This is a genomic window from Microbulbifer maximicatervae (SeqCode), assembly GCF_052467505.1.
The window spans coordinates 3376562-3397329 of record NZ_CP174313.1; the positions used below are offsets into that span (position 1 = coordinate 3376562).

The window sequence follows — 20768 nt, forward strand, 5'->3', positions numbered from 1 at the left end:
AAATTATTAACGAACAGCATTAGACTGGAGAATTACTACGGTACTATCGCTACCGCCGACACCGCGACTGGTAATTCGGTAGTACTCTGGCGGCTCTTCACCAGCTAAGCAAGCCTGATCAATACAGCCACCGTCATTAGCATTCCACTTTGCCCCCTTAAATCTCTCGACGACATAAACCGGCTGGCTGGCAACCCCACTGAGTTCGAGATCAGTCGAAACCGAGACGCTGTCCCAGTCATAATCCAGCCAAAACTCAGTCGCAGAAGAGCCGTCCATTTCTTCAACATATCCAACATTAGTTCCATCGTAAAGCTGGCTTATCGAACGGTCAAAGTCCTCTACCAGCCTAACTTCAGCAACCCGCAATGCAGCTTCAGCCGCCTGGAATGCAAGCTGGCGATCGCGCATATTACCGGCCATTAACTCCTGCATACCACTTCCGCGAATCGCCGCCAGCCCGATAAAAGTCATCAGTAGTAAAATAATCAGCCCAACAAGCAATGTTGCCCCACCTTGCTGTTGCAGGCTTTTAACATAAGGTCTTTCTTTCATTTCCCTACCTCCAATTACGGCAAACTACGGCTACGGAGAGATACAATACTCGTGAAGACCTGGCGCAGGCGCCTATCGCCTGGATCGAGATCCTCCTCTCCATTGAAACTGTATAGCTGCGTGTCCTGAAGTACATTATCGTCGTCTGAGGAAACCAATAACTCCACCCTAATACTGACTAATCTTTCCCAGCCTTTACTGGAAATTTCTTTTGCGGTCTTAAACTCATCTGGGTTATTAGTATCCAAGCCGTAAGTGATCTGCATTTGTTCAACTCCAGTTAAGAGTTCTTGAGATTCACCATTTATCTCTCGAAACAAACTTGGGCGACCGGAGGTACCATTATCGATATAATAAAATGTACTGGTTGTTACAAAAACCTGTGCATCTTGATCGAAATAATGGCCTTGGTTTTTTTCACTTTCGTTAAAGACTCCATAGCCCTTTTTATTTCCCGGTGTAAAGCCATCGGCATCTGAGTGGTATAGCCCAACCTCCCCAGGCCTACTTCCACTATCAAACCCAGTCACTTGGAAAGCTAGCGCTTTTGTACAATCGGCAATTATCGCAATATCACTGGCACAAATACCGCTGTATTTATCTTTACCTTCATCGCAGCCATCTTTTTCGACTTCGGTATTTTCAATATAAAATCGATCTCTCGATGTTGCGCCAGTTACTGCCACAGCCGCCTCATTCGCGCTTCGCAACAACAAAACATCCGAATCTCCGGAATGGTTTGGATAGCTTGGATCGACTTGGTCGTGATCGATTCCCTCTGCGGGATCAGCAAAATTATAAAGCGTTGATTCGCTATCATTTAATATGTTTTCAAAATCACCGGTCGCGGCATTCATACAGCCGAGAAAACCGGCCATACGTATATCTTCACTCATAAAATCAATTGCAAGGCGTCCAGTTTCCTGCACCCTAGCGATGGCCTGCTGGGTAGTGAATGTGACTTTACTCGACAAAAAAAGCTGTACCACTCCAGCCATCAATATCAAACCAACGGTAATAGATACCATGAGTTCAACAAGTGAGATTCCTCGCTGCTTAAACATTACAATTTCCACTAAATTATTGTCATATATTGAAAGCTACTGGTACCTTCATCATCACCAGTGCCAGTGGAATCCTCCTCCCCCCACTGGACAATTACCGTACACACATCATTTACATCACAACTAATTCCCCCCGTACCCGCCGGGAGGAGATCTGACAATAAGTTTCGCCACTCACCTAAATCAATATCAGCGCGGTTTGAACTCGAACTTGGCGTGGGATCATCAACATCTATCTCATAGTCTGATAAATTCTCACGATTAGCCCTTAAACGCTCAAATACATCTTGAGCCAGAATATTCGCCTGTGAGCGCATGTAGGCACTGTGATTGTATTGCAGCGCTTTGTTTTGCAGCGCTGCCAAGCCAAGCAGTGATGTGGAAAGGATTAATACGGTTACTAGAACTTCGATTAATCCAACTCCACGCTGGGAATTTAATAATTTCACCTCATCTCCTTTAGCAGTCTGCTCTTGCTACTGTTATCAAGCCGGCTGCACCAACTGTCATGCTTCTAGCGTTACTGCTAATACATTTAGAGTTTTTCGCAACTATAGTAGTATCAGTAAAGCGCCCTAGAGTACCCAGGCTTGTGTAGCGGATAAAATTTGTAGCTGCACCCTGATCAACCGTAATAGAAGCATCTGGATCATCAACATCCCACACTCTTAAAACTGTATCGACAACGGGCGTACCAGCCTTATCGGTAGCCGCGCTGTCAACAAATACTATCCATCCCTGGTCCCAAGTATTTGCAGCTCCACAGCTAGCCCCATTTGTACTCGCACAGATAGAAACCCTCTCCCCACGTCTAATGGCCTCCGAGCGCGAGTAATTAAGGGCCCCTATAAAGTCCTCAGCCAAAGCCACTGAACGGCTGTTGTTGATCATATCTGTGAACTTTGGGACTGCAATACCAATGAGTACAGATAAAACCACCAGTGTGGTCATCATCTCTATCAGAGTAAATCCATATTGCTTCCGGGGAAGATTTCCCGGATCTGTGTTTCTAAACTGCATCTATTTCAAACGCCTGTGCCAATAATTCAGAGTTCACTTTACCGCCAAACATCTAGAAAGAGAAAAAGACCGTGGATATAGTCGGGAAAGTAGCATTTCACTTCGTTATCAAACCAGATCAAACCGACTAACGGCCTTTCCAGCAGATTCAATGGTCATTTAAATGAGACCTGCGTCTAATAATCCCGGGAGGGAATCATGACTCAGCGGGGATTTACGTTACTTGAGCTACTAATCACACTTTGTATTTTATCCATACTTCTATTTGTCGGTCTGCCAAGCTTTACGCAGATTATTGAAAAAACACAGTTAGAGCTTGCGGGTGAGGAGCTAATTAGCGCTATACAGCTAACAAGAAATACGGCTGTTGTGAAGAATCAGCGCGTCACTATGCGTAACTCAGGAAGCTGGGATCTTGGGTGGGAGATTTTTGTCGATGCCGACAATGACGGTTCCCGCGGTGAAAGAGACACTCTAGTAATGTCTGGGGCTAGATTAGATAAAGTGCAGGTTCTATCTAACTCTCCACTTAGAGATTACATTTCCTTTATTGGAACCGGTGAAAGTCGCAAGGCAGGCTCTCCTCAAGGCGCATTACAAATGGGAAGTCTCTATGTTTGCAGCCTTGATGGATCACAGGGCCTAGCCCTGATATTGTTTCACAGCGGTCGCCTGAGAGTCGAGCAGGCGAATCAAAGCCAATGCTCCTAGCCTCCTAAAACCAAAGGGAAAGGAGGCGCGAGAAGTTTTGATTATTTGAGTTCTTTAGGCAGGGAAAATCGTATATTTTCAGCTCGCCCATCCATTTCTTCAGGAAGGCTCGCACCAAGTTGTTGCAGTCGGCCAATCACTCCTTGTACCAAAACTTCCGGTGCCGAGGCTCCTGCCGTGATTCCTATGGCCAACTTATCCTGAAGCCAATCCGCATCGATATCATCCGCACCATCGATCAATTTGGCAGCAGCACCACAGCGTTCAGCGAGTTCACGCAGGCGATTAGAGTTAGAACTATTCGGGCTACCAACAACAAGGACCAGGTCACTTTCCAGAGCCAGCTGCTTTACCGCATCCTGGCGATTCTGGGTTGCGTAACAGATATCATCTTTTCGGGGGCCACGAATTTCAGGAAAGCGCACTCTCAGGGCATCAATGACTCGAGCGGTATCATCCATGGATAGTGTTGTTTGGGTAACATAGGCGAGATTACTCTCGTCTTTAACAGTTAACTTCGCAACATCCTCTTCGTCTTCAACCAGGTAGATGGCACCGCCAGCAGAGTTGTCATACTGCCCCATTGTGCCCTCCACTTCCGGGTGCCCGGCGTGGCCGATAAGTATGCATTCAGCACCGTCGGTGCTGAACTTACTCACTTCAATATGCACCTTGGTAACCAGCGGGCAAGTAGCATCGAATACACGCAGGCCGCGCTCTTCAGCTTCGCGCTGCACAGCTTTTGAAACACCGTGAGCACTGAAGATAACGATAACATCATCGGGCACTTCATCGAGTTCATCGACAAAGACCGCACCTCGCTCTTTCAGACTTTCCACCACAAATTTATTGTGCACCACCTCATGGCGGACATAGATCGGCGCACCAAATACATCCAGGGCACGATTCACAATATCAATTGCCCGATCAACACCGGCACAAAAGCCCCGGGGGTTAGCCATTCGGATTTGCATGTCTACTTCAGCACCCTACTTGCGACAAAGGGGGACCCCGACCCTATTGGATCGAATCCACCGCAATAATTTTTACATGGAAATTTAACGTTTGGCCGGCCAATGGATGGTTAAAGTCGACAGTAACATCGTCCTCACCAATCTCACTGATTACTCCGGGGAGTTCGCCGCTGCCATTGTCAAAAGAGACTACCAACCCGCGCTCCAGCTCCATATCGGGAGAAAAGGTATCCCGGCGCACCTTTTGCAGGTTTTCCGGGTTGCGCTGACCAAATCCTATCTCCGGCGGTATCTCGATCTCGGCTTCATCCCCCGCTTTTAAACCAAAAAGCGCTTTTTCAAAGCCCGGCAGCAAACTGCCATCGCCAACACTGAAAGAGGCTGGGTCACCTTTGAAGGTTGAATCCACCTCAGTGCCATCATCCAATTTCAGGCTAAAGTGCAGTGTCACCCGGCAGTGTTCACCGATAACGGCATTACTCATAGTTCGTTAGACTTCCACGTTATTTTTTGCTTTGCCACTTTCTTTTTCTGCAAAAAAAAGTAGCTCAATAACCAGCATTGCAGCGCCGATACTAATTCCCATATCCGCAACATTGAATACCGGGAAGTGCCAGTTGCCGTAATAGACCGAAATAAAATCCCTTACGTAACCCAGCAGCACTCGATCCCAAAGGTTGCCCAAGGCCCCCCCCAGAATTAGCGCCAGGGCACAGGGTTCCCAGCGCTTTGTTGCCGGCAAGCGCCATAGCCAAACACTGACAACAACGCTAAATACAAAGGCAATAATTCCGAAAAACCACCGCTGCCACCCCCCAGCATCAGACAGGAAGCTAAAGGCGGCACCGTAGTTTTCCGCATAAGTAAATTGCAGCAAGCCGGGAATAATTTGCATTGATGGGCCGTGCATAAACATATCCACGGCCCAGACTTTGCTGGCGATATCGAGGACAACCACCACCAGCGCCAGCCAGTACCAGCGCCATGGATGCCCCCAAACAGGGTTGGAACTAGGCATAGTGCCTCACTTCTCCTTCACCAGAAACGTTTTCCACGCAGCGCTCACAAATGTCTGGATACTCTGCTGATACACCCACATCGGCACGGTAATGCCAACAGCGCGCACACTTGGGGTGATCCACTTTGCTTACGCTGACTTTCAATCCTTCCAGCTCTGTGGACTCTGCACCGGCAGCATCGCTGAGTGGCTGTACAGAAGTGGAGGAGCAAATCAAAACAAAGCGCAACTCGTCTTCGAGCTCCAAGAGCTTTTCACGCAGGTCATCCTCGGCGAACAGAGTCACCGCCGCTTGCAGGGAGCCGCCAATAGCACCAGCTCCACGCTGCTCTTCAAGCACCTTGTTTACCGCAGTTTTTACCTCGGCGATGGCGGCCCAATATTCCGCACCTTTAACCGAGTCTGCTGGCAGCTTCGGCAGCGAATACCATTCTTCAATAAAGATGCTGTCCGCTTTGGCACCGGGAATAAACTGCCACAGTTCTTCTGCGGTAAAGCTCAGGATAGGCGCAATCCAGCGAACAAATGCCTGAACAATATGATAGAGGGCAGTTTGCGCAGAGCGGCGTGCAGTACTGTCCTCTTTAGTGGTGTATTGGCGATCTTTGATGATATCCAGGTAGAAGCCACCCATTTCCACGACACAGAAGTTATGTAACTTCTGGTAGATTTGGTGGAACTGGTAGTTATCGTAAGCCGCGATAATTTCATCCTGTAGACGCGCAGCCTTATCCAGCGCCCAGCGATCCAGCGCCAGAAGTTCACTCTCCGGCAACAAATCTTTTTCCGGGTCAAACCCAGCCAGGTTGGACAGGAAGAAACGAGCCGTATTGCGCAAGCGACGGTAAGAGTCCGCTGTGCGTTTCAGGATCTCATCGGAAACCGCCATTTCACCACTGAAGTCTGTGGCGGAAACCCAAAGGCGCAATACATCTGCACCCAACTTATTGATTACATCCAGTGGAGCAACGGTATTGCCGATGGACTTGGACATTTTCCGTCCCTGTGCATCTACCGTGAAACCATGGGTCAACACTTGCTTATAAGGGGCGCAATCGTTGATAGCGATGGAGGTCTTCAGTGAAGACTGGAACCAGCCTCGGTGCTGATCAGAGCCCTCAAGGTACAGATCTGCCGGGAAACGCAGGCCGTTGCGGCGCTCCAGTACGGCGTAGTGAGTCACACCTGAATCGAACCAGACATCCAGGGTGTCGGTCACCTTTTGATATTGGTCTGCCTCACCTCCCAGGAGTTCCTGCGGGTCCAGGTCAAACCAAACATCCATACCCTCGGCGTCGACCTTTTCAGCCACTTTGTCCATCAAAGCGGGAGTGTCCGGGTGGATTTCATGGGTCTCTTTGTGAACAAACAAAGCGATGGGCACGCCCCAGGTGCGCTGGCGGGAAATACACCAATCCGGACTGCCATCGAGCATGGCATCGATACGAGCCTTGCCCCAACCGGGGATCCACTGAACTTCATCCGCTGCCTTCTGTGCATTCTCCAGAAGGTCATTCTGCTGCATGCTCACAAACCACTGCGGAGTCGCACGGTAAATAAGCGGCGTCTTGGTGCGCCAGCAGTGGGGGTAACTGTGCTCCATCTTACCCTGGTGCAGAAGTACTCCGCGCTCCTGTAACAGGGCCACGATTTTGTCGTCCACCTTGTAGACGTGTTCACCGGCAAACAGCGGTACCATATCGCGGTATACGCCATTGTCATCGATATAGTTCAGGGTATCGATGCCGTAGCGCTTGCCCACCTGGAAGTCATCGGGACCATGGTCCGGCGCAGTGTGTACACAGCCTGTACCTGCATCAGTGGTGACATGGTCGCCGAGGATCATCGGCAATTGCTTCTCGTAGAAAGGATGGTTTAGCTTCAGGTGCTCCAAGGCGGCACCGCGAATACGGCCTACCACTTCACCTTCGAGCCCCGCCTTCTCCAATACGGCATCCTTGAGTGCTTCGGCAACGAGCAATCGGCGCTCAGCCGTTTGCACCACAACATATTCCAGCTCAGCATTGACAGAAACCGCTTGGCTGGAAGGAAGCGTCCAGGGGGTTGTGGTCCAGATAACAACGGATAGGGGGCCTTCACCCGCGTATCCACCTGCCGCATCGGCGATAGCCAGGGATGTCTCTTCCGTCGCCGGATAGCAAACGTAAATGGAGTAGGAGGTTTTATCCTGATACTCCACTTCCGCTTCCGCCAGAGCTGATCCGCCCACAACGCTCCAGTACACAGGCTTGAAACCCCGTGCCAAATGGCCATTTTTGACCACTTGCCCAAGCGCTCGGATGATATCGCCTTCAAATTGGAAATCCATGGTGCGGTAGGGATTGTCCCATTCACCGAACACCCCCAGGCGAATAAAGCCTTTCTTCTGTCCGTCCACCTGCTTGGCTGCGTATTCGCGGCACTTCTGGCGGAAAGTTTTGTGATCCACCTTTGCGCCAGCCTTGCCAATCTTTTTCTCGACGCGGTGCTCAATCGGCAGGCCGTGGCAGTCCCAGCCAGGCACATAGGGAGCGTCAAAACCGCTCAGGGTTTTCGACTTGATAATAATATCTTTGAGAATCTTGTTGACCGAGTGACCTATGTGAATATCCCCGTTGGCATAGGGAGGACCGTCGTGCAGGATAAACTGCTCGCGCCCCTCCCGCGCTTCGCGGATTTTTTCGTAGAGCTTGGTTTCCTGCCACTTCTTTAAAATAGCCGGCTCGCGCTGGGGCAGATTGCCGCGCATAGGAAAGTCGGTCTCAGGCAGGTTTAAGGTCACTTTATAATCAGTCATTGGATGTCTACTTCAGCTCTAGTAGAGAATAATTCATCGTCTATACACCGGTTAGTGTCCCTTGGGGTTTTGCACAAACCAGTCTTTAGCATCGTCAATATCCTGAGCGATGCGGGCTTTGAGGATTTCCAGGGAGGCAAACTTCTCTTCATTGCGAAGTTTGTGGCAAAACTCTACCGCTAGTTCTTTCCCGTAGAGGTTGCCATCAAAATCAAACAAGTTGACTTCCAGTAGTGGCCGGGCGCCCTCTCCCTCAACTGTCGGGCGAAACCCCACATTGGCAACACCGTCAATTTCCGGCCGCCCAGCTGCGAGTTCACTTCCATTCGCGGCTTTGGTGCGAACGGTGTAAACGCCAACCAGCGGGGAGCGGTAGCGGTGCAAACGCACATTGGCTGTGGGAGCACCCAGTTGCCGGCCCAAGGCGCGGCCGGGGGCAACCCGTCCGGTAATACTGTAAGGGCGCCCGAGTAAGGCCTCGGCCAACTCAAATTCGCCCCGCTGCAAGGCTTCGCGGATGCGGGTGCTGCTCACCCGGGCTCCGCGAACCTCAAGCGTAGCCGTGTCTTCCACCGTGAATCCATTTTCGGCTCCGGCGCCCTGGAGAAGTTGATAATCGCCACTGCGATCACAGCCGAAGCGGAAATCGTCTCCCACCACCAAATGGCGGATTCCAAGGCCGTCCACCAGAATACGGCGCACAAAAGCATCGGCACTCAGGTTGCGCAGTTTCTCGTTAAACTGCAGGCACAGCACCCGGTCGGCACCAGCATCAAATAGCGCCAATACCTTCTCTTTAAAGCGCATCAGACGCGCGGGCGCCCTTTCCCCAGAGAAGAACTCATGTGGCTGGGGCTCAAAGATAATCGCCACCGAGGGCAGATCATGTTCCTGCGCGCGTTGCTTGAGCTGCGCAATAATCGCCTGGTGACCGAGGTGTACACCGTCGAACGAGCCGATTGTCGCCACGCTTCCCCGGTGGCGGGGGCGCAGGTTGTGCAACCCGCGAATTAGTTCGCGCTCCTGGGCCAAAGCGATTTTCCCATCCTCATAAAATCGAGCCGCACAGTATAGCGGATTCCCACTGGGCGGCCAGAGGCCATATTTATCCAGATATGCCCACTTAATAAACTAACTTGTGGCGCGGAAGTGGCGGGGGCGCAATCCTGAAACCAGTAAAACGGACAGATAGGTCGCTCCCCCAGCAGCTACGATTAGCCCCATACGCCAGGCGCGGTCATACCAGGCCCATTCACTCCACTGCGACCACAGGTGCAGGGCCCCGAGCAAAATCGCAACCATCGCCAAATTCGCCAGAAGCAACCTTACCAGGTAAGTGCCCCACCCAGCCTCAGGTTTATAGACATCATCTCGACGCAAGCCTTTATAGAGGAGCCAGGCGTTAATAGCGGCCTGACAAGCCGTAGCCAGTGCCAGGCCCATATGGCCGAGTTTGAAGTAGTAGTTAAGCGGTATCACAAACAGCAGGCTCAACACCATTTTGGCCGAGATAGCAATTAAGCCAAAGCGCACTGGGGTATAGGTATCCTGGCGAGCAAAATAGCCCGGCGCCAGCACTTTAATCAGCATAAACGCCAGCAGCCCCATGGCATAAGCGCGCAGGGACCAGGCGGCCATTTGCATATCGCGCGGCTGCATCTGCCCATACTGAAAAAGGGTTGTCAGGAGCGGCTCAGCCAGTACCACCAAGGCTACAGAAGCGGGCAGGGAAATTAGCGTGACACTGCGCAAAGCCCAGTCGAGGGTATGACGGAACCGACGGGGGTCTCCGTCGGTGTGCTGACGCGACAAGCTCGGCAGAATCACCGTTGCCACTGCAACCCCAAACACCCCCAAGGGCAGCTCGGTGAGGCGGTCGGAAAAATAGAGCCAGGAAACACTGCCGCTGGGCAGGAATGAAGCCAGCAGAGTGTCCATCACCAGGCTGATCTGGGTCACTGACACCCCAAAAATCGCCGGCGCCATCAGGCGTAAAATTTTACGCACTCCTTTGTGCTGCCAATCCCACTTAGGGCTAGGCAGCAAACCTTCACGAGCGAGAAAAGGCAGTTGAAACAGCAGCTGCACCACCCCCGCAACAAAAACGCCCCAGGCCAGCGCCATAATTTGCGGATCAAACCAGCTGGTAGCAACAGTCGCCGCAGCAATCAAAACCAGGTTGAGCATCACCGGGGTTAGCGCCGGAATCGCAAAACGATCGAAAGTATTGAGTATTGCCCCGGTAAATCCCGCCAGGGAAATCAGCATTAAATAGGGAAAGGTGATCTGCAACATATCGGTAGCGAGATCGAACTTCTCACGCTCACTGCCGTCCCACCACCAACCAAAAGCAAAAATACCCGTAACTAGTGGAGCGCAGAGAACACCAAACAGAGTAACCAACAAAAGTACGCCGCCAAGGGCGCCAGCAACCCGGTCATTTAACTCTCGCGCAGCCGCCTTACCGCCCTTTTGGCGGTATTCGGCCAGTACCGGCACAAAGGCCTGGGCAAATGCACCTTCGGCAAATAAGCGGCGGAAAAAGTTGGGAATCTTGAATGCGACAAAAAAGGCATCGGCAGCATCGCCCGCACCGGCAAAGCGGGCCAGTGCCACGTCGCGAACCAGCCCGGCCACTCGCGACAGCATAGTGGCAGCACCGACAACGGAACTGCCCCGCAGCAATCTGGAAGCACCAGATTTTTCGACTGCCTGTTCCTGAGCTGGGGATGACTGCGACAAAACTCGGACTCCTGGCGAAAATTGAAATTTGTTGGCCGGCAAGTCTACCCCAAAACCTGGGGATATATGGGCTCCTCTACAGAGCTGAGGCCCTGCGACTGCGGGACCGCGAGCCTATACTAAGAGCGAGCTAGTCGCGCCACCCAAGGAGCTGGTGGTGCGGGGAGAGAAGGGATGACCATTAGTGCTTTGATTATTGCCCTGGTTCTGGCAATTGTGCGGTACATAGCAGCTGTTGATGGCCCCAGCCCCGTCTGTCCATCCATCCCCTGCTATAACTGCGGTCGCCCAGCCCCTTCCAGCTTCCGAGCTGGGTTTCGGAGCGATCGCCATATTTCGCCACAATTGAGCCGCAGTTGGTCATAGCTGCGCCACGCCAGCGCCTCCTTGGAGCTTTTTAATAACACTCAAACGGGCCACAACAGAACAGGCCCACACGAGTAAGAAAAGCCGCTAAGGAGCAGAACAATGAAAAAAGTAGTGATGGCCGTCGCCCTGGGTTCTCTGATTGCCACCGGAGCCCACGCTAAGGAACAAAACGAATCCAATTTGACTCCGGCCAAGCAGGCCTCAGTCTTTACCGGCTCTGCAATTGCCGGTGCAGCATTGGGTGGGCCCGTTGGCTTTATCGCCGGAGCACTCGGCGGAGCCTGGCTCGGAGAGCAGATCAAGCAAGCAGACGAGGCAGATATGCTGGCAACACAACTGACAGAGAGCCGTGCAGAGCTCGGCAACCTGGCACAGCAATTGGATGCGGCTCAACTGTCCGCGAACGACGCCAGCCAACTGGCCCTGGATTCACTGCAATTCCAAATGCTGTTTACCACTGGGGAGGACGAGCTTCAGGAGGGCCAAATGCATCAGCTGAGTGCCATGGCTGACTTCCTTAAGCGCCACCCCCACCTGCAAATTCACCTGGAGGGACACGCAGATCCTCGCGGCAGCGACGGCTACAACAATGTACTGTCCGATCAACGCGCCCTGAGTGTGGAAGAGGCTTTGGTATCGCTGGGAGTTGATGCCTCAAGAATCAGCCGCAGCGCACTCGGCTCCACTTACTCCCAGGCAGTCCGAGGCGATGTAGACGCCTACGCCATGGAGCGCCGCGTCGACATCCGCTTCTCCCTTCCGGAGTCCATGGCGGGAAACTTCTGAGTCAAAGGGGCACGGCGGACAACAAATCCGCATATCCCTTCGCCTTCAAGCCGCACTACATAAGCGTGAGTGGATCGCAAATCCACTCACGCAACTCCAAGCTGATAGAAACCCTGTTGTATTTGCGGGCGCCTTGCGCCCGCCTTTTTGCCTAACCCCTGCAACTTCGTGCATGATTCTCCGCCAGAAAGGAATTAAGTCGGGATTTGTCATGAGTGCAACCATCGCCATTGTCGAAGATGAACGCGCTATCGCAGAAAACTACCGCGATGCTCTGCGCCGCCACGGTTACCGGGTCGATTTATACAGCGCCAGGATTGAGGCCATGGATGCTTTTCGCCAGCGGCTGCCGGACCTGGCCGTGATCGATGTTGGCCTGGGCAGCGAGGTGGAGGGCGGTTTTGAGCTCTGCCGGGAATTGCGCGCTATGGCGCCGAGCCTGCCAATATTATTTCTCACCGCCAGGGACTCAGAGCTGGATATTATTTCCGGACTGCGCCTGGGCGCTGATGATTACCTCACCAAGGATATCTCCCTACCCCATATGCAGGCGCGAATTAACGCCCTACTGCGCCGCGTTAGCGTGCTGCGCGATCAAAACGATGAAGGCGAGAGCTTAACTCAGGGAAAACTATGGCTGGATATTTCCAGGCTCCATTGCCACTGGGATGAGCAACCCGTGGACCTGACCGTGACCGAATTCTGGATTGTCCACGCCCTGGCAAAAAGGCCCGGTCACGTTAAATCCCGCAGCCAACTTATGGAAGCGGCCCGCGTAGTGCTGGATGACAACACCATCACTTCTCACGTCAAAAGAATCAGGCGCAAATTCCAGGCGCTGGACACCGAGTTTAATGCCATAGGAACCGCCTACGGCATGGGGTATCGCTGGCAGCTGTAAACCGCCATCGGGCGAACAATTTCAAAAATTTAAGTATGAACCTACGCCGCCAACTCTTGCTCGTCAGCCTTGTCGCACTCACCCTGCCCTGGGCCGGCTGCCAGTACCTCCGCCAGGTGGACGCCGCCCTAGCGCAAGGCCAGATCCAGGCAATTGAAGCAACTGCGGCGGCAATTGCCGCGCGCTTGGCCAGCGCCCCCCAGCTTATCGCCCCAGATCCTCAGCGCCTTTCGCGCCCACCAGGCGCTCAGCTCTACCTGAATCCCCTATCTCAAGCTCCGAGAGTCGACGGCTATGGCGATGAGTGGCGAGCGCAGCAACTGGAGCCCAGAGCCCTTGAGGACGGGCAGCTATCCCCTATGGCCCAGGTGACGCTGGGGCAACTGGATAAGCAAGTCTACCTGCTTCTCACTGTTTCGGACTCAACTCCCGCCTACCGGGACCCCCGCACAGGCCTGATCGCTGGTGGTGACACTGTAGAGCTGTTTACCGCTGACCGGCACTACATCCTGCCCGTCGCCAGCCAGGGGACCGCCAGCGCCTTGTGGCACAACCCGAGAGAGGGCCGCTACGAGCGTGAGCTGCGCTTAAGGGGCCGCTGGACAACTTCTGGTGCCGGTTACCAATTGGAACTGGCTCTACCACAAACCCTAACCGGTGGAGCCCTCGCTATCCGTATTCACGACAGGGCAAACAGCAGTGGCTCCTCACCGACTCGAAGCGCCAGCACACTTCCGGCAGATGGTCACCCAGGGCGCTTGGTAAGCCCTCTGCCAGACCTTCAAAGAGAACTCGACCACTTTGCGCGCCCTGGACTGCGCCTCGCAGTAGTGGACAGCGAGGGGTTTCTTCTTGCCAGCAACGGACAACTACAGCTGGCAGATTCCGAGAGCAATTCGTGGCTGAGAGACTGGGCTTATCGCAAATTGCTTTCCAGAGAGGATTTGCCACAGCTGCCGGAAAATAGCTTGCCTCTTCCGACGCCTGACAGCCGTGGCACCCGGGAGCAATGGTATTCAGGACCGCTGCAATCCCGAATTGGTGCGGTGAGTGTGCCCGTTATCACCCGGGTCGACGAAGTGGTTGAGCGGCCACTTCTGGGGCAAGTCGTCGTCCTGCAATCTGGCGAAGCGATGCAATCAGTCACCGAGGGAGCAGCCCACCGGTTGTGGTTGATCAGCTGCGCCGCGGCCGCTATCGCCCTGCTCTTCCTTTTGGGCTACGCCAGCTGGCTTTCCTGGCGCGTGCGCAAGCTACACCAGGCCGCCCGCAACGCAGTAGATTCCAGCGGCAAACTGCGCGGCAACTTTCCCCACTCAAAGGCAAGCGATGAACTGGGAGACCTAAACCGGGCCTTCGCCAGCCTGCTCGCAGAACTGGACCAATATCACCAGTACCTGCGCACTCTCGCCAGTAAGTTGTCACACGAGCTACGCACACCGCTGGCAGTGGTTCGCTCATCCCTGGATAACCTCGCCGCCGGAGAACTCGACGACCACAGCCGCCGCTATGCAGGGCGGGCTATGGATGGCAGTGCAAGGCTGTCGGGGATTCTCAACAGTCTCTCCGCAGCCAGCAATCTTGAAACCAGCATCCACCAAGCGGAGCGGGAGCCTTTCGACCTGGCAGACCTGCTTGAAGTCATGACACAGTGCTATGGCGATGCTCACAGCGAACACCGATTTACTCTAAACAAACCCACTGGGGAGCTAGCCTGCCACGGCGCACCGGAGTTATTGGCTCAACTGCTGGACAAGCTGGTGGATAACGCATGTAGCTTCGCTCCCGAAGGCAGTGAAATTTGCCTGTCAGTGGCAACAAACAGAGATACCTACTTGATCACAGTGGGCAATGACGGCCCTCTGCTCCCGGAAGGTTACGCTCACAAGCTGTTCGACTCTCTCGTTTCTGTGCGCAACCAGGGCGATAATGCCGGCCACCTGGGGCTGGGACTGCATATCGCAAAACTGATCGCAGACTTCCACGGTGGCTCCTTAAAAGCCCGAAACCGCAGCGACGGCAGCGGTGTAGAGTTCAGCCTGGAGTTGCCGACCGGGTAACCGCCGTTGTGGATTGACAACATATCTGCACCGAGACGCCCGCTATGGTTGACAAACAACCAACTGTGGGGATAATGTCGCGTCCCGATCGGGCCCCAGGGCCTGTTAGTTACAGATTTATAGATTCCAGACAGGAGCAACCGGTGGCCAACTCACCTCAAGCGAAGAAACGCGCGCGCCAGAACGACAAGCGCCGCATGCACAACGCCAGTCTGCGCTCCATGGTGCGCACCTACATCAAGAAGGTAGTTGCGGCCATCGATGCCGGCGATGCGGAAAAAGCAAAAACTGCGTACGCAGAAGCAGTTCCCGTTATTGACCGTATGGCAGACAAAGGCATTATTCACAAGAATAAAGCCGCTCGTCATAAGAGCCGTCTGAACGCTCAGATCAAAGCTCTGGCCGCCTAATCCCCTAGGCAGCAGACACAAAAAAGCCCCGCATTGCGGGGCTTTTTTGTATTCGAAACTTGCCAATTCAGAGCAGGATCAGGTTATCGCGATGAATTAATTCATCGTCATCCCGATACCCTAAAAGGTCGGCAAACTTCTCCGATGACTGCCCCAGAATCCGACCGCTCTCACTACTGTCATAATTGACCAGGCCCCGCGCTATCTCGCGACCTTCAGCATTCCTGCAAGACACCAGATCTCCGCGCCTGAAATGCCCTTCAACAGCGGTAACCCCCACCGGCAACAAACTGCTACCACTCCCAGTCATAGCTGCCTCGGCACCGGCATCCACTAACAGGGTTCCGCGCACCTGTAACTGTCCAGCGAGCCAGCGCTTACGCGCCGCCAGGGGATCTGCCTCTGGCAGCAACAGAGTACCCAGCTGCTCGCCGGCACAGACTTTATCTATCACCGCCTCCAAGGCCCCGCCAGCGATCACTGTGCGAGCTCCTGAGCGCGCTGCCAACTGCGCTGCGCGCACCTTGGTGGTCATACCACCACGACCCAGACCGCTGCGGGAATCCCCCGCCATCTCGAGCAGCCTGGGATCAAGCGCAGATGCCTCACTAATTAATTCTGCTTCGGGGTTATCGCGGGGATCTTCAGTAAACAGCCCATCCGCATCGGTCAAAATCAGCAGCGCATCTGCCTCAACCAGATTTGCAACCAGGGCCGCCAGGGTATCGTTGTCGCCGAAACGTATTTCGTCAGTCACTACCGTGTCATTTTCATTCACGATAGGCACAGCCCCCAGTGACAGGAGCGTGCGCAAAGTGCTGCGAGCATTCAGGTAGCGGGTGCGATTGGAGAGATCGTCGTGATCCAGCAGGATCTGAGCGCTGCGAATATCAAAGCGGTTAAAGGCCTGCTCATAAACCTGTACCAGATGACTCTGTCCCACAGCAGCGGCCGCCTGCAACTGGTGGATAGACTCGGGCCGGCGACACCAGCCCAATCTATCCATTCCGGCCGCAACAGCGCCGGATGACACCAGAACGACTTCGATTCCTCGACGGCGCAAATCAGCCATCTGCGCCACCCAGGCAGAAATGGCAGCGGTATTCACACCTCGACCATTATCTGTCAGAAGGGCGCTACCAATTTTTACCACCCACCGCTGGGCCTTGGTCAACGCCTGCCGGGACACTGTTGCGGAGTCCATGCTTCCCCCTCAGGACAAGATAACTATTGAGCGAGCCAAGCTACTTCAGCAACTGCTCGCTCCATGCCATTTAAGAGCGATACTCGACATCCACATCGTGGTCGTCGTCATCATCCCAATCCTCGTCGTCATCCACCTGCCCCTTGGCAGCTTTGCGCTTGGCGCGATGACTCTCTCTCAACTCTTCGATTCGCTCGCGAGCTTCGCGCTGCATTTGACGCTGCGCTTCCAGCTCCGCCACAGCCAAGTCGGGATCTCGCTCCTCAATTTCCTGACGCTCTTCCAGGTAGTCCATCAGGCGCCCACCGAGGGCATCGGTACCCTCTTTGCGAATAGCTGCCACACGGAACACAGGCCCTTCCCAGCCCAGAGCATCCACTACCGCCTGGCAGCGCTCTTCCAGTTCCGCAGCGGGAACCAGGTCGGTCTTGTTCAATACCAGCCAGCGCTCACGCCCAGCCAGAGTCGGGCTAAAAGTGGACAGCTCGCGCTCAATGGCTCGGGCATTCTCCACCGGATCAGAGCCATCGAAGGGAGCCAGGTCAACCAGGTGCAACAAAACACGACAGCGGGTTAAGTGCTTGAGGAAGCGAATACCCAGGCCCGCCCCTTCGGCTGCACCTTCAATCAGGCCGGGAATATCTGCAATCACAAAGCTGCGATGCTTCTGAACCTGCACTACCCCCAAATTTGGTACCAAGGTGGTGAAGGGGTAGTTGGCCACTTTCGGTTTGGCCGCAGAGACGGCGCGAATAAACGTGGATTTACCCGCATTGGGCAGCCCCAACATGCCTACATCTGCCAGAACTTTTAGCTCGAGCTTGAGGCTGCGCATCTCACCCTCAGTGCCGTGCGTGGTCTGACGCGGCGCACGGTTAGTACTGGATTTGAATCGGGTATTACCCAGGCCGTGGAAGCCCCCCTGGGCCACCAGCTGACGCTCACCGGCTTCGGTCATATCGCCGATAGTCTCGCCGGTATCCGCATCAATGATCGTGGTGCCCACCGGCACCTTAAGGACCAGGTCCTCACCCTTGGCGCCAGTACAGTTGCGCCCTCGACCCGGCTGGCCACTCTCAGCGGCGTAGCGGGGCTGGTAGCGATAATCCACCAGGGTGTTCAGGGAATCATCAGCTTCCAGGTACACGGAGCCGCCATCGCCGCCGTCACCGCCATCCGGACCACCCTTCTCAACAAATTTTTCCCGGCGAAAGCTCAGGCAGCCATTGCCGCCCTTGCCTGCCTGCACAGAGATGGGCGCCTCATCGACAAACTTCATAATCACTCCACCGCCACAGCGGTTGTCTCATCCGGTGCGCAGATGCGCGCACTATCATCATACCAGCCGACAAGCCGCCTCCTGTGGGCAACTGCCACCCTAACTTCCCGTCGCGGCCTTTTTGCGACTTTTCCAACAAAAAAGCCCCGCAATAGCGGGGCTTTTTATAAAGCTTGGGCTAATGACCGCTTAAGCAGTTTCGATAGAAACGAACTTGCGGTTGTTGGGGCCCTTAACTTCAAACTTCACAACGCCGTCCGCAGTGGCGAACAGGGTGTGGTCTTTGCCCATACCAACGTTAACACCGGCGTGGAACTTGGTGCCACGCTGACGAACGATGATGTTGCCTGCTGCTACAGACTGGCCGCCAAAGCGCTTCACGCCCAGGCGTTTACTCTCGGAATCGCGACCATTTCGCGTACTACCGCCAGCTTTCTTATGTGCCATGAGTCGTTACTCCTCTCTTATGCCTTGATGCCAGTGATTTTAACTTCGGTGTACCACTGACGGTGGCCCTGGCGCTTCATGGAGTGCTTACGACGACGGAACTTGATGATCTTCACCTTCTCGCCGCGGCCGTGGCTTACCACTTCAGCAGTTACTTTAGCGCCATCTACAATGGGAGCGCCAATGTTGATCTTGTCGCCATCGACAACCATGAACACTTTATCAAAATCGATGGATTCGCCAGTTGCTACTTCCAGCTTCTCCAGGCGAAGTACTTCGCCTTCTTCTACACGGTGTTGCTTGCCACCGCTCTCAAAAACAGCGTACATATTTCTATGCTCCGGTAAGGACGACACGAAGCAGCGGGAGGACCAGTAAGTCACTGCTCCGCATTTCGGGAGCTTGCGCCGTGTGTTTAACATCTATTCGCCAAAAGGCCCGCAGACGACCCAATAGCCGCAAAGAGCCCGCAATTGGCGGGGCGCAGATTCTAATCAATTCGCCGGGTTGATACAATAGCGCCCCTTCGCCTTCCGGCCCCCGGGAGGCCTCTGTCTAGTCGTATAAGGAACTCTCACATGCTGCCTTTTCACCGGGTCGCCGCCGAAGACTTTGCTGCGGTTAACCAGCGCATTCTCGATCAACTGCACTCGGACGTTCCCCTGGTGGAAAATATAGGTCACTACCTGGTCGAAGCCGGAGGCAAGCGCCTGCGCCCACTACTGGTACTGCTCTGCGCCAAAGCTTGCGGCTATCAGGGTGAGAACCATATCGATCTCGCCACAATTATCGAGTTTATTCACACTGCTACTTTACTGCACGACGATGTTGTAGACACCTCTGACATGCGCCGCGGCCGCCTTACCGCCAATGCCAAGTGGGGCAATGCGCCCAGCGTACTCGTGGGAGATTTCCTCTATTCCCGCGCCTTCCAAATGATGGTTGCTCTGGAAGACATGAGCATCATGGCAATACTCTCAGAGACCACCAACACCATCGCAGAGGGTGAAGTACAGCAGTTGGTCAACGCCGGTGATCCCGCAGTAAGCGAAGAGAATTACTTCACTGTCATCCACAAAAAGACCGGCGCACTGTTTGAAGCCGCCTGTGAAACTGCGGCCGTATTAGCCAACTGCTCAAGTGAAGAACAAACTGCACTGAAACTCTACGGTCGACACCTGGGACTCGCCTTCCAGCTGGTTGATGACGCTCTCGATTATCGCGGTAATTCGGAAGAACTGGGTAAAAATGTTGGGGATGACCTGGCGGAGGGCAAACCGACCCTGCCCTTGATCTACACCATGGCCAACGGCAGCAAGGACCAGGCACTGCTGGTAAAAACTGCAATTGAACAGCGCAGTGCGGAAAAGCTCAGTGAAATAGTAGAGGCCATTGAAGCCTGCGGTGCTCTGGATTACACCATGGATCGTGCCCGGGCCGCTGTAGAAGACGCCAAAAAGCAATTGGCCTTTATGCCCGAGAGCGAACAAAAAACCGCCCTGCAGCAATTGGCGAGTTTTGCTATAGAGAGAAACGTCTAGAAGTAAATGCTGCTCGGGCTATATCGATAGCACGGGCAGCGCCGCTACCTTAAGCACAATGCGAAACAACGCAGCTCCCCCCTCGAGCAGCTACCAAACCTGACCAGCCTCCAAGCTTTATTCGTATCTATTTCCCGCTACCCCTCCAACATTGGGTACGATTGTTCCTCTTGTTATTTCAAGCGCCAACACCAATTCCTCAGGGGCAAAAATAACGAGAAGAATATAATTGGTATGGAGAGATCAGCACATGAGAAGCTCTACTGCGCTTTATCAGCTTAGAAATTACCCGGAAATGTTCTTAAAAAATAACCTGGTGAGGATTACCGGTACAAAAGATACTGGAGTCATGGATTATCAATTCGGGACCTACACCATGGGCATGGGCGCACCTGGTATCGATAGCCCCAATGAAATTTTTGCTTTCCACCGCCAAGGGGTCTTTATCGAAGATCCGCAAACAATCAAGGTCCACCATATTCGTATGATCGATTGGGATGAAGTCCTTGCCCTAGATCGCCTTGAGCCCTACCAAATGCGCAGCGGTGCCGACATTATGATTACCGGGCAACTCAGTGACTGCTGTTTCTGTATTGGCGGGCGCAATACGAATATGCCGGCCGTTGCTCATGTTCGCCCAAGGAAAAAACAGGGACTCAATGGCAAGGCCACACACAATGAAATTATCAACCGGGGAAAGTTTAGGTTTTTAGGTAACGTCACAAAATCCCTTGGGCGCTCAACTCTAAAGCCCCACCATCACATCTACACAGACTACGCTTATGTTATTGGAGTACGGGTTAAGAACCAGTGGCAAATCTTCGCTCAACACGTAAAGACCCCCAAAGGCCCCATCCAAGCTGTCACCCGACTCTTATAATTTCTTCCAT

22 protein-coding genes are annotated in these 20768 nt (G+C 53.8%); 7 read left to right on the forward strand and 15 right to left on the reverse strand.

Going from position 1 to position 20768, the window contains the following annotated elements:
- Positions 1-6 precede the first annotated feature (6 nt).
- From ACJJIN_RS14910 to ACJJIN_RS14925, 4 genes are read right to left on the reverse strand one after another with little or no spacing between them, the layout of a single operon-like run.
- The gene (locus ACJJIN_RS14910; protein ID WP_444895255.1) at positions 7-555 is read right to left on the reverse strand and encodes a pilus assembly PilX family protein; all 549 of its coding nucleotides are present in this window, start codon (positions 553-555) and stop codon (positions 7-9) included.
- 14 nt (positions 556-569) lie between these two features.
- Positions 570-1619 (reverse strand): PilW family protein, encoded by a 1050-nt coding sequence (locus tag ACJJIN_RS14915; protein ID WP_444895256.1) that lies wholly within the window; start codon positions 1617-1619, stop codon positions 570-572.
- 11 nt (positions 1620-1630) lie between these two features.
- Positions 1631-2068 carry a type IV pilus modification protein PilV gene (gene pilV / locus ACJJIN_RS14920; RefSeq protein ID WP_444895257.1) on the reverse strand — a complete coding sequence of 146 codons (438 nt, stop codon included), beginning with the start codon at positions 2066-2068 and terminating at the stop codon, positions 1631-1633.
- 10 nt (positions 2069-2078) lie between these two features.
- The gene (locus tag ACJJIN_RS14925) at positions 2079-2639 is read right to left on the reverse strand and encodes a GspH/FimT family pseudopilin (protein WP_444895258.1); all 561 of its coding nucleotides are present in this window, start codon (positions 2637-2639) and stop codon (positions 2079-2081) included.
- A 198-nt stretch (positions 2640-2837) separates the two neighbouring features.
- Between ACJJIN_RS14925 and ACJJIN_RS14930 the strand changes: the two genes are divergently transcribed.
- A complete protein-coding gene (locus ACJJIN_RS14930) occupies positions 2838-3350 on the forward strand; it encodes a GspH/FimT family pseudopilin (RefSeq protein ID WP_444895259.1) in 513 nt (170 codons plus the stop codon).
- Positions 3351-3391: 41 nt separating this feature from the next.
- Here the strand turns inward: ACJJIN_RS14930 and ispH are convergent, their stop codons facing one another.
- From ispH to ACJJIN_RS14965, 7 genes are all read right to left on the reverse strand, one after another.
- Positions 3392-4324 carry a 4-hydroxy-3-methylbut-2-enyl diphosphate reductase gene (gene ispH / locus ACJJIN_RS14935; RefSeq protein WP_444895260.1) on the reverse strand — a complete coding sequence of 311 codons (933 nt, stop codon included), beginning with the start codon at positions 4322-4324 and terminating at the stop codon, positions 3392-3394.
- 43 nt (positions 4325-4367) lie between these two features.
- Positions 4368-4808: an FKBP-type peptidyl-prolyl cis-trans isomerase gene (locus ACJJIN_RS14940; RefSeq protein WP_282934364.1), complete on the reverse strand. Its 441-nt coding sequence runs from the start codon at positions 4806-4808 to the stop codon at positions 4368-4370.
- Positions 4809-4814: 6 nt separating this feature from the next.
- On the reverse strand, positions 4815-5342 hold the full coding sequence (gene lspA, locus ACJJIN_RS14945; protein WP_444895261.1) for a signal peptidase II: 528 nt from the start codon (positions 5340-5342) through the stop codon (positions 4815-4817).
- Positions 5335-8139 carry an isoleucine--tRNA ligase gene (gene ileS, locus ACJJIN_RS14950; protein WP_444895262.1) on the reverse strand — a complete coding sequence of 935 codons (2805 nt, stop codon included), beginning with the start codon at positions 8137-8139 and terminating at the stop codon, positions 5335-5337. Before ileS ends, lspA begins: the two co-directional genes overlap by 8 nt.
- 51 nt (positions 8140-8190) lie before the next feature.
- The gene (gene ribF, locus ACJJIN_RS14955) at positions 8191-9171 is read right to left on the reverse strand and encodes a bifunctional riboflavin kinase/FAD synthetase (protein WP_444895263.1); all 981 of its coding nucleotides are present in this window, start codon (positions 9169-9171) and stop codon (positions 8191-8193) included.
- Between the two features lie 99 nt (positions 9172-9270).
- A complete protein-coding gene (gene murJ, locus ACJJIN_RS14960; RefSeq protein ID WP_108731696.1) occupies positions 9271-10881 on the reverse strand; it encodes a murein biosynthesis integral membrane protein MurJ in 1611 nt (536 codons plus the stop codon).
- A 193-nt stretch (positions 10882-11074) separates the two neighbouring features.
- A complete protein-coding gene (locus ACJJIN_RS14965; RefSeq protein WP_444895264.1) occupies positions 11075-11245 on the reverse strand; it encodes a hypothetical protein in 171 nt (56 codons plus the stop codon).
- 104 nt (positions 11246-11349) lie between these two features.
- On the opposite strand from ACJJIN_RS14965, the gene ACJJIN_RS14970 reads away from it, so the two are divergent.
- The 4 genes from ACJJIN_RS14970 to rpsT all read left to right on the forward strand — a co-directional run bounded on the left by ACJJIN_RS14970 (position 11350) and on the right by rpsT (position 15407).
- Positions 11350-12036: an OmpA family protein gene (locus tag ACJJIN_RS14970; RefSeq protein WP_444895265.1), complete on the forward strand. Its 687-nt coding sequence runs from the start codon at positions 11350-11352 to the stop codon at positions 12034-12036.
- Positions 12037-12247: 211 nt separating this feature from the next.
- Positions 12248-12937 (forward strand): proteobacterial dedicated sortase system response regulator, encoded by a 690-nt coding sequence (gene pdsR, locus ACJJIN_RS14975; protein ID WP_108735148.1) that lies wholly within the window; start codon positions 12248-12250, stop codon positions 12935-12937.
- Between the two features lie 35 nt (positions 12938-12972).
- The gene (locus ACJJIN_RS14980; RefSeq protein WP_444895266.1) at positions 12973-14997 is read left to right on the forward strand and encodes an ATP-binding protein; all 2025 of its coding nucleotides are present in this window, start codon (positions 12973-12975) and stop codon (positions 14995-14997) included.
- Between the two features lie 143 nt (positions 14998-15140).
- Positions 15141-15407 (forward strand): 30S ribosomal protein S20, encoded by a 267-nt coding sequence (gene rpsT / locus ACJJIN_RS14985; RefSeq protein WP_108731693.1) that lies wholly within the window; start codon positions 15141-15143, stop codon positions 15405-15407.
- A gap of 67 nt (positions 15408-15474) precedes the next feature.
- Here the strand turns inward: rpsT and proB are convergent, their stop codons facing one another.
- From proB to rplU, 4 genes are all read right to left on the reverse strand, one after another.
- A complete protein-coding gene (gene proB / locus ACJJIN_RS14990; RefSeq protein ID WP_444895267.1) occupies positions 15475-16611 on the reverse strand; it encodes a glutamate 5-kinase in 1137 nt (378 codons plus the stop codon).
- A 70-nt stretch (positions 16612-16681) separates the two neighbouring features.
- Positions 16682-17890 carry an Obg family GTPase CgtA gene (cgtA, locus tag ACJJIN_RS14995; protein WP_108731691.1) on the reverse strand — a complete coding sequence of 403 codons (1209 nt, stop codon included), beginning with the start codon at positions 17888-17890 and terminating at the stop codon, positions 16682-16684.
- 189 nt (positions 17891-18079) lie between these two features.
- The gene (gene rpmA / locus ACJJIN_RS15000) at positions 18080-18337 is read right to left on the reverse strand and encodes a 50S ribosomal protein L27 (protein WP_073277572.1); all 258 of its coding nucleotides are present in this window, start codon (positions 18335-18337) and stop codon (positions 18080-18082) included.
- A 17-nt stretch (positions 18338-18354) separates the two neighbouring features.
- Positions 18355-18666 carry a 50S ribosomal protein L21 gene (gene rplU / locus ACJJIN_RS15005; RefSeq protein WP_413664299.1) on the reverse strand — a complete coding sequence of 104 codons (312 nt, stop codon included), beginning with the start codon at positions 18664-18666 and terminating at the stop codon, positions 18355-18357.
- A 249-nt stretch (positions 18667-18915) separates the two neighbouring features.
- On the opposite strand from rplU, the gene ispB reads away from it, so the two are divergent.
- Together ispB and ACJJIN_RS15015 are read left to right on the forward strand one after the other, a co-directional pair.
- A complete protein-coding gene (gene ispB, locus ACJJIN_RS15010) occupies positions 18916-19878 on the forward strand; it encodes an octaprenyl diphosphate synthase (RefSeq protein WP_444895268.1) in 963 nt (320 codons plus the stop codon).
- Positions 19879-20128: 250 nt separating this feature from the next.
- Complete coding sequence (locus ACJJIN_RS15015; protein ID WP_444895269.1) at positions 20129-20758, forward strand: hypothetical protein; 630 nt, start codon at positions 20129-20131, stop codon at positions 20756-20758.
- Positions 20759-20768: the final 10 nt, after the last annotated feature.

Coding starts and splice junctions, on each gene's coding strand:
- ACJJIN_RS14970 (WP_444895265.1), top strand. CDS start 11,350: ATGAAAAAAGTAGTGATGGCCGTCGCCCTGGGTTCTCTGATTGCCACC.
- ACJJIN_RS14980 (WP_444895266.1), top strand. CDS start 12,973: ATGAACCTACGCCGCCAACTCTTGCTCGTCAGCCTTGTCGCACTCACC.
- ACJJIN_RS14925 (WP_444895258.1), bottom strand. CDS start 2,639: ATGCAGTTTAGAAACACAGATCCGGGAAATCTTCCCCGGAAGCAATAT.
- ACJJIN_RS15015 (WP_444895269.1), top strand. CDS start 20,129: ATGAGAAGCTCTACTGCGCTTTATCAGCTTAGAAATTACCCGGAAATG.
- ACJJIN_RS14965 (WP_444895264.1), bottom strand. CDS start 11,245: ATGACCAACTGCGGCTCAATTGTGGCGAAATATGGCGATCGCTCCGAA.
- lspA (WP_444895261.1), bottom strand. CDS start 5,342: ATGCCTAGTTCCAACCCTGTTTGGGGGCATCCATGGCGCTGGTACTGG.
- rpmA (WP_073277572.1), bottom strand. CDS start 18,337: ATGGCACATAAGAAAGCTGGCGGTAGTACGCGAAATGGTCGCGATTCC.
- rplU (WP_413664299.1), bottom strand. CDS start 18,666: ATGTACGCTGTTTTTGAGAGCGGTGGCAAGCAACACCGTGTAGAAGAA.
- ispB (WP_444895268.1), top strand. CDS start 18,916: ATGCTGCCTTTTCACCGGGTCGCCGCCGAAGACTTTGCTGCGGTTAAC.
- ACJJIN_RS14940 (WP_282934364.1), bottom strand. CDS start 4,808: ATGAGTAATGCCGTTATCGGTGAACACTGCCGGGTGACACTGCACTTT.
- ispH (WP_444895260.1), bottom strand. CDS start 4,324: ATGCAAATCCGAATGGCTAACCCCCGGGGCTTTTGTGCCGGTGTTGAT.
- ileS (WP_444895262.1), bottom strand. CDS start 8,139: ATGACTGATTATAAAGTGACCTTAAACCTGCCTGAGACCGACTTTCCT.
- ACJJIN_RS14915 (WP_444895256.1), bottom strand. CDS start 1,619: ATGTTTAAGCAGCGAGGAATCTCACTTGTTGAACTCATGGTATCTATT.
- proB (WP_444895267.1), bottom strand. CDS start 16,611: ATGGACTCCGCAACAGTGTCCCGGCAGGCGTTGACCAAGGCCCAGCGG.
- cgtA (WP_108731691.1), bottom strand. CDS start 17,890: ATGAAGTTTGTCGATGAGGCGCCCATCTCTGTGCAGGCAGGCAAGGGC.
- ACJJIN_RS14930 (WP_444895259.1), top strand. CDS start 2,838: ATGACTCAGCGGGGATTTACGTTACTTGAGCTACTAATCACACTTTGT.
- pdsR (WP_108735148.1), top strand. CDS start 12,248: ATGAGTGCAACCATCGCCATTGTCGAAGATGAACGCGCTATCGCAGAA.
- ACJJIN_RS14910 (WP_444895255.1), bottom strand. CDS start 555: ATGAAAGAAAGACCTTATGTTAAAAGCCTGCAACAGCAAGGTGGGGCA.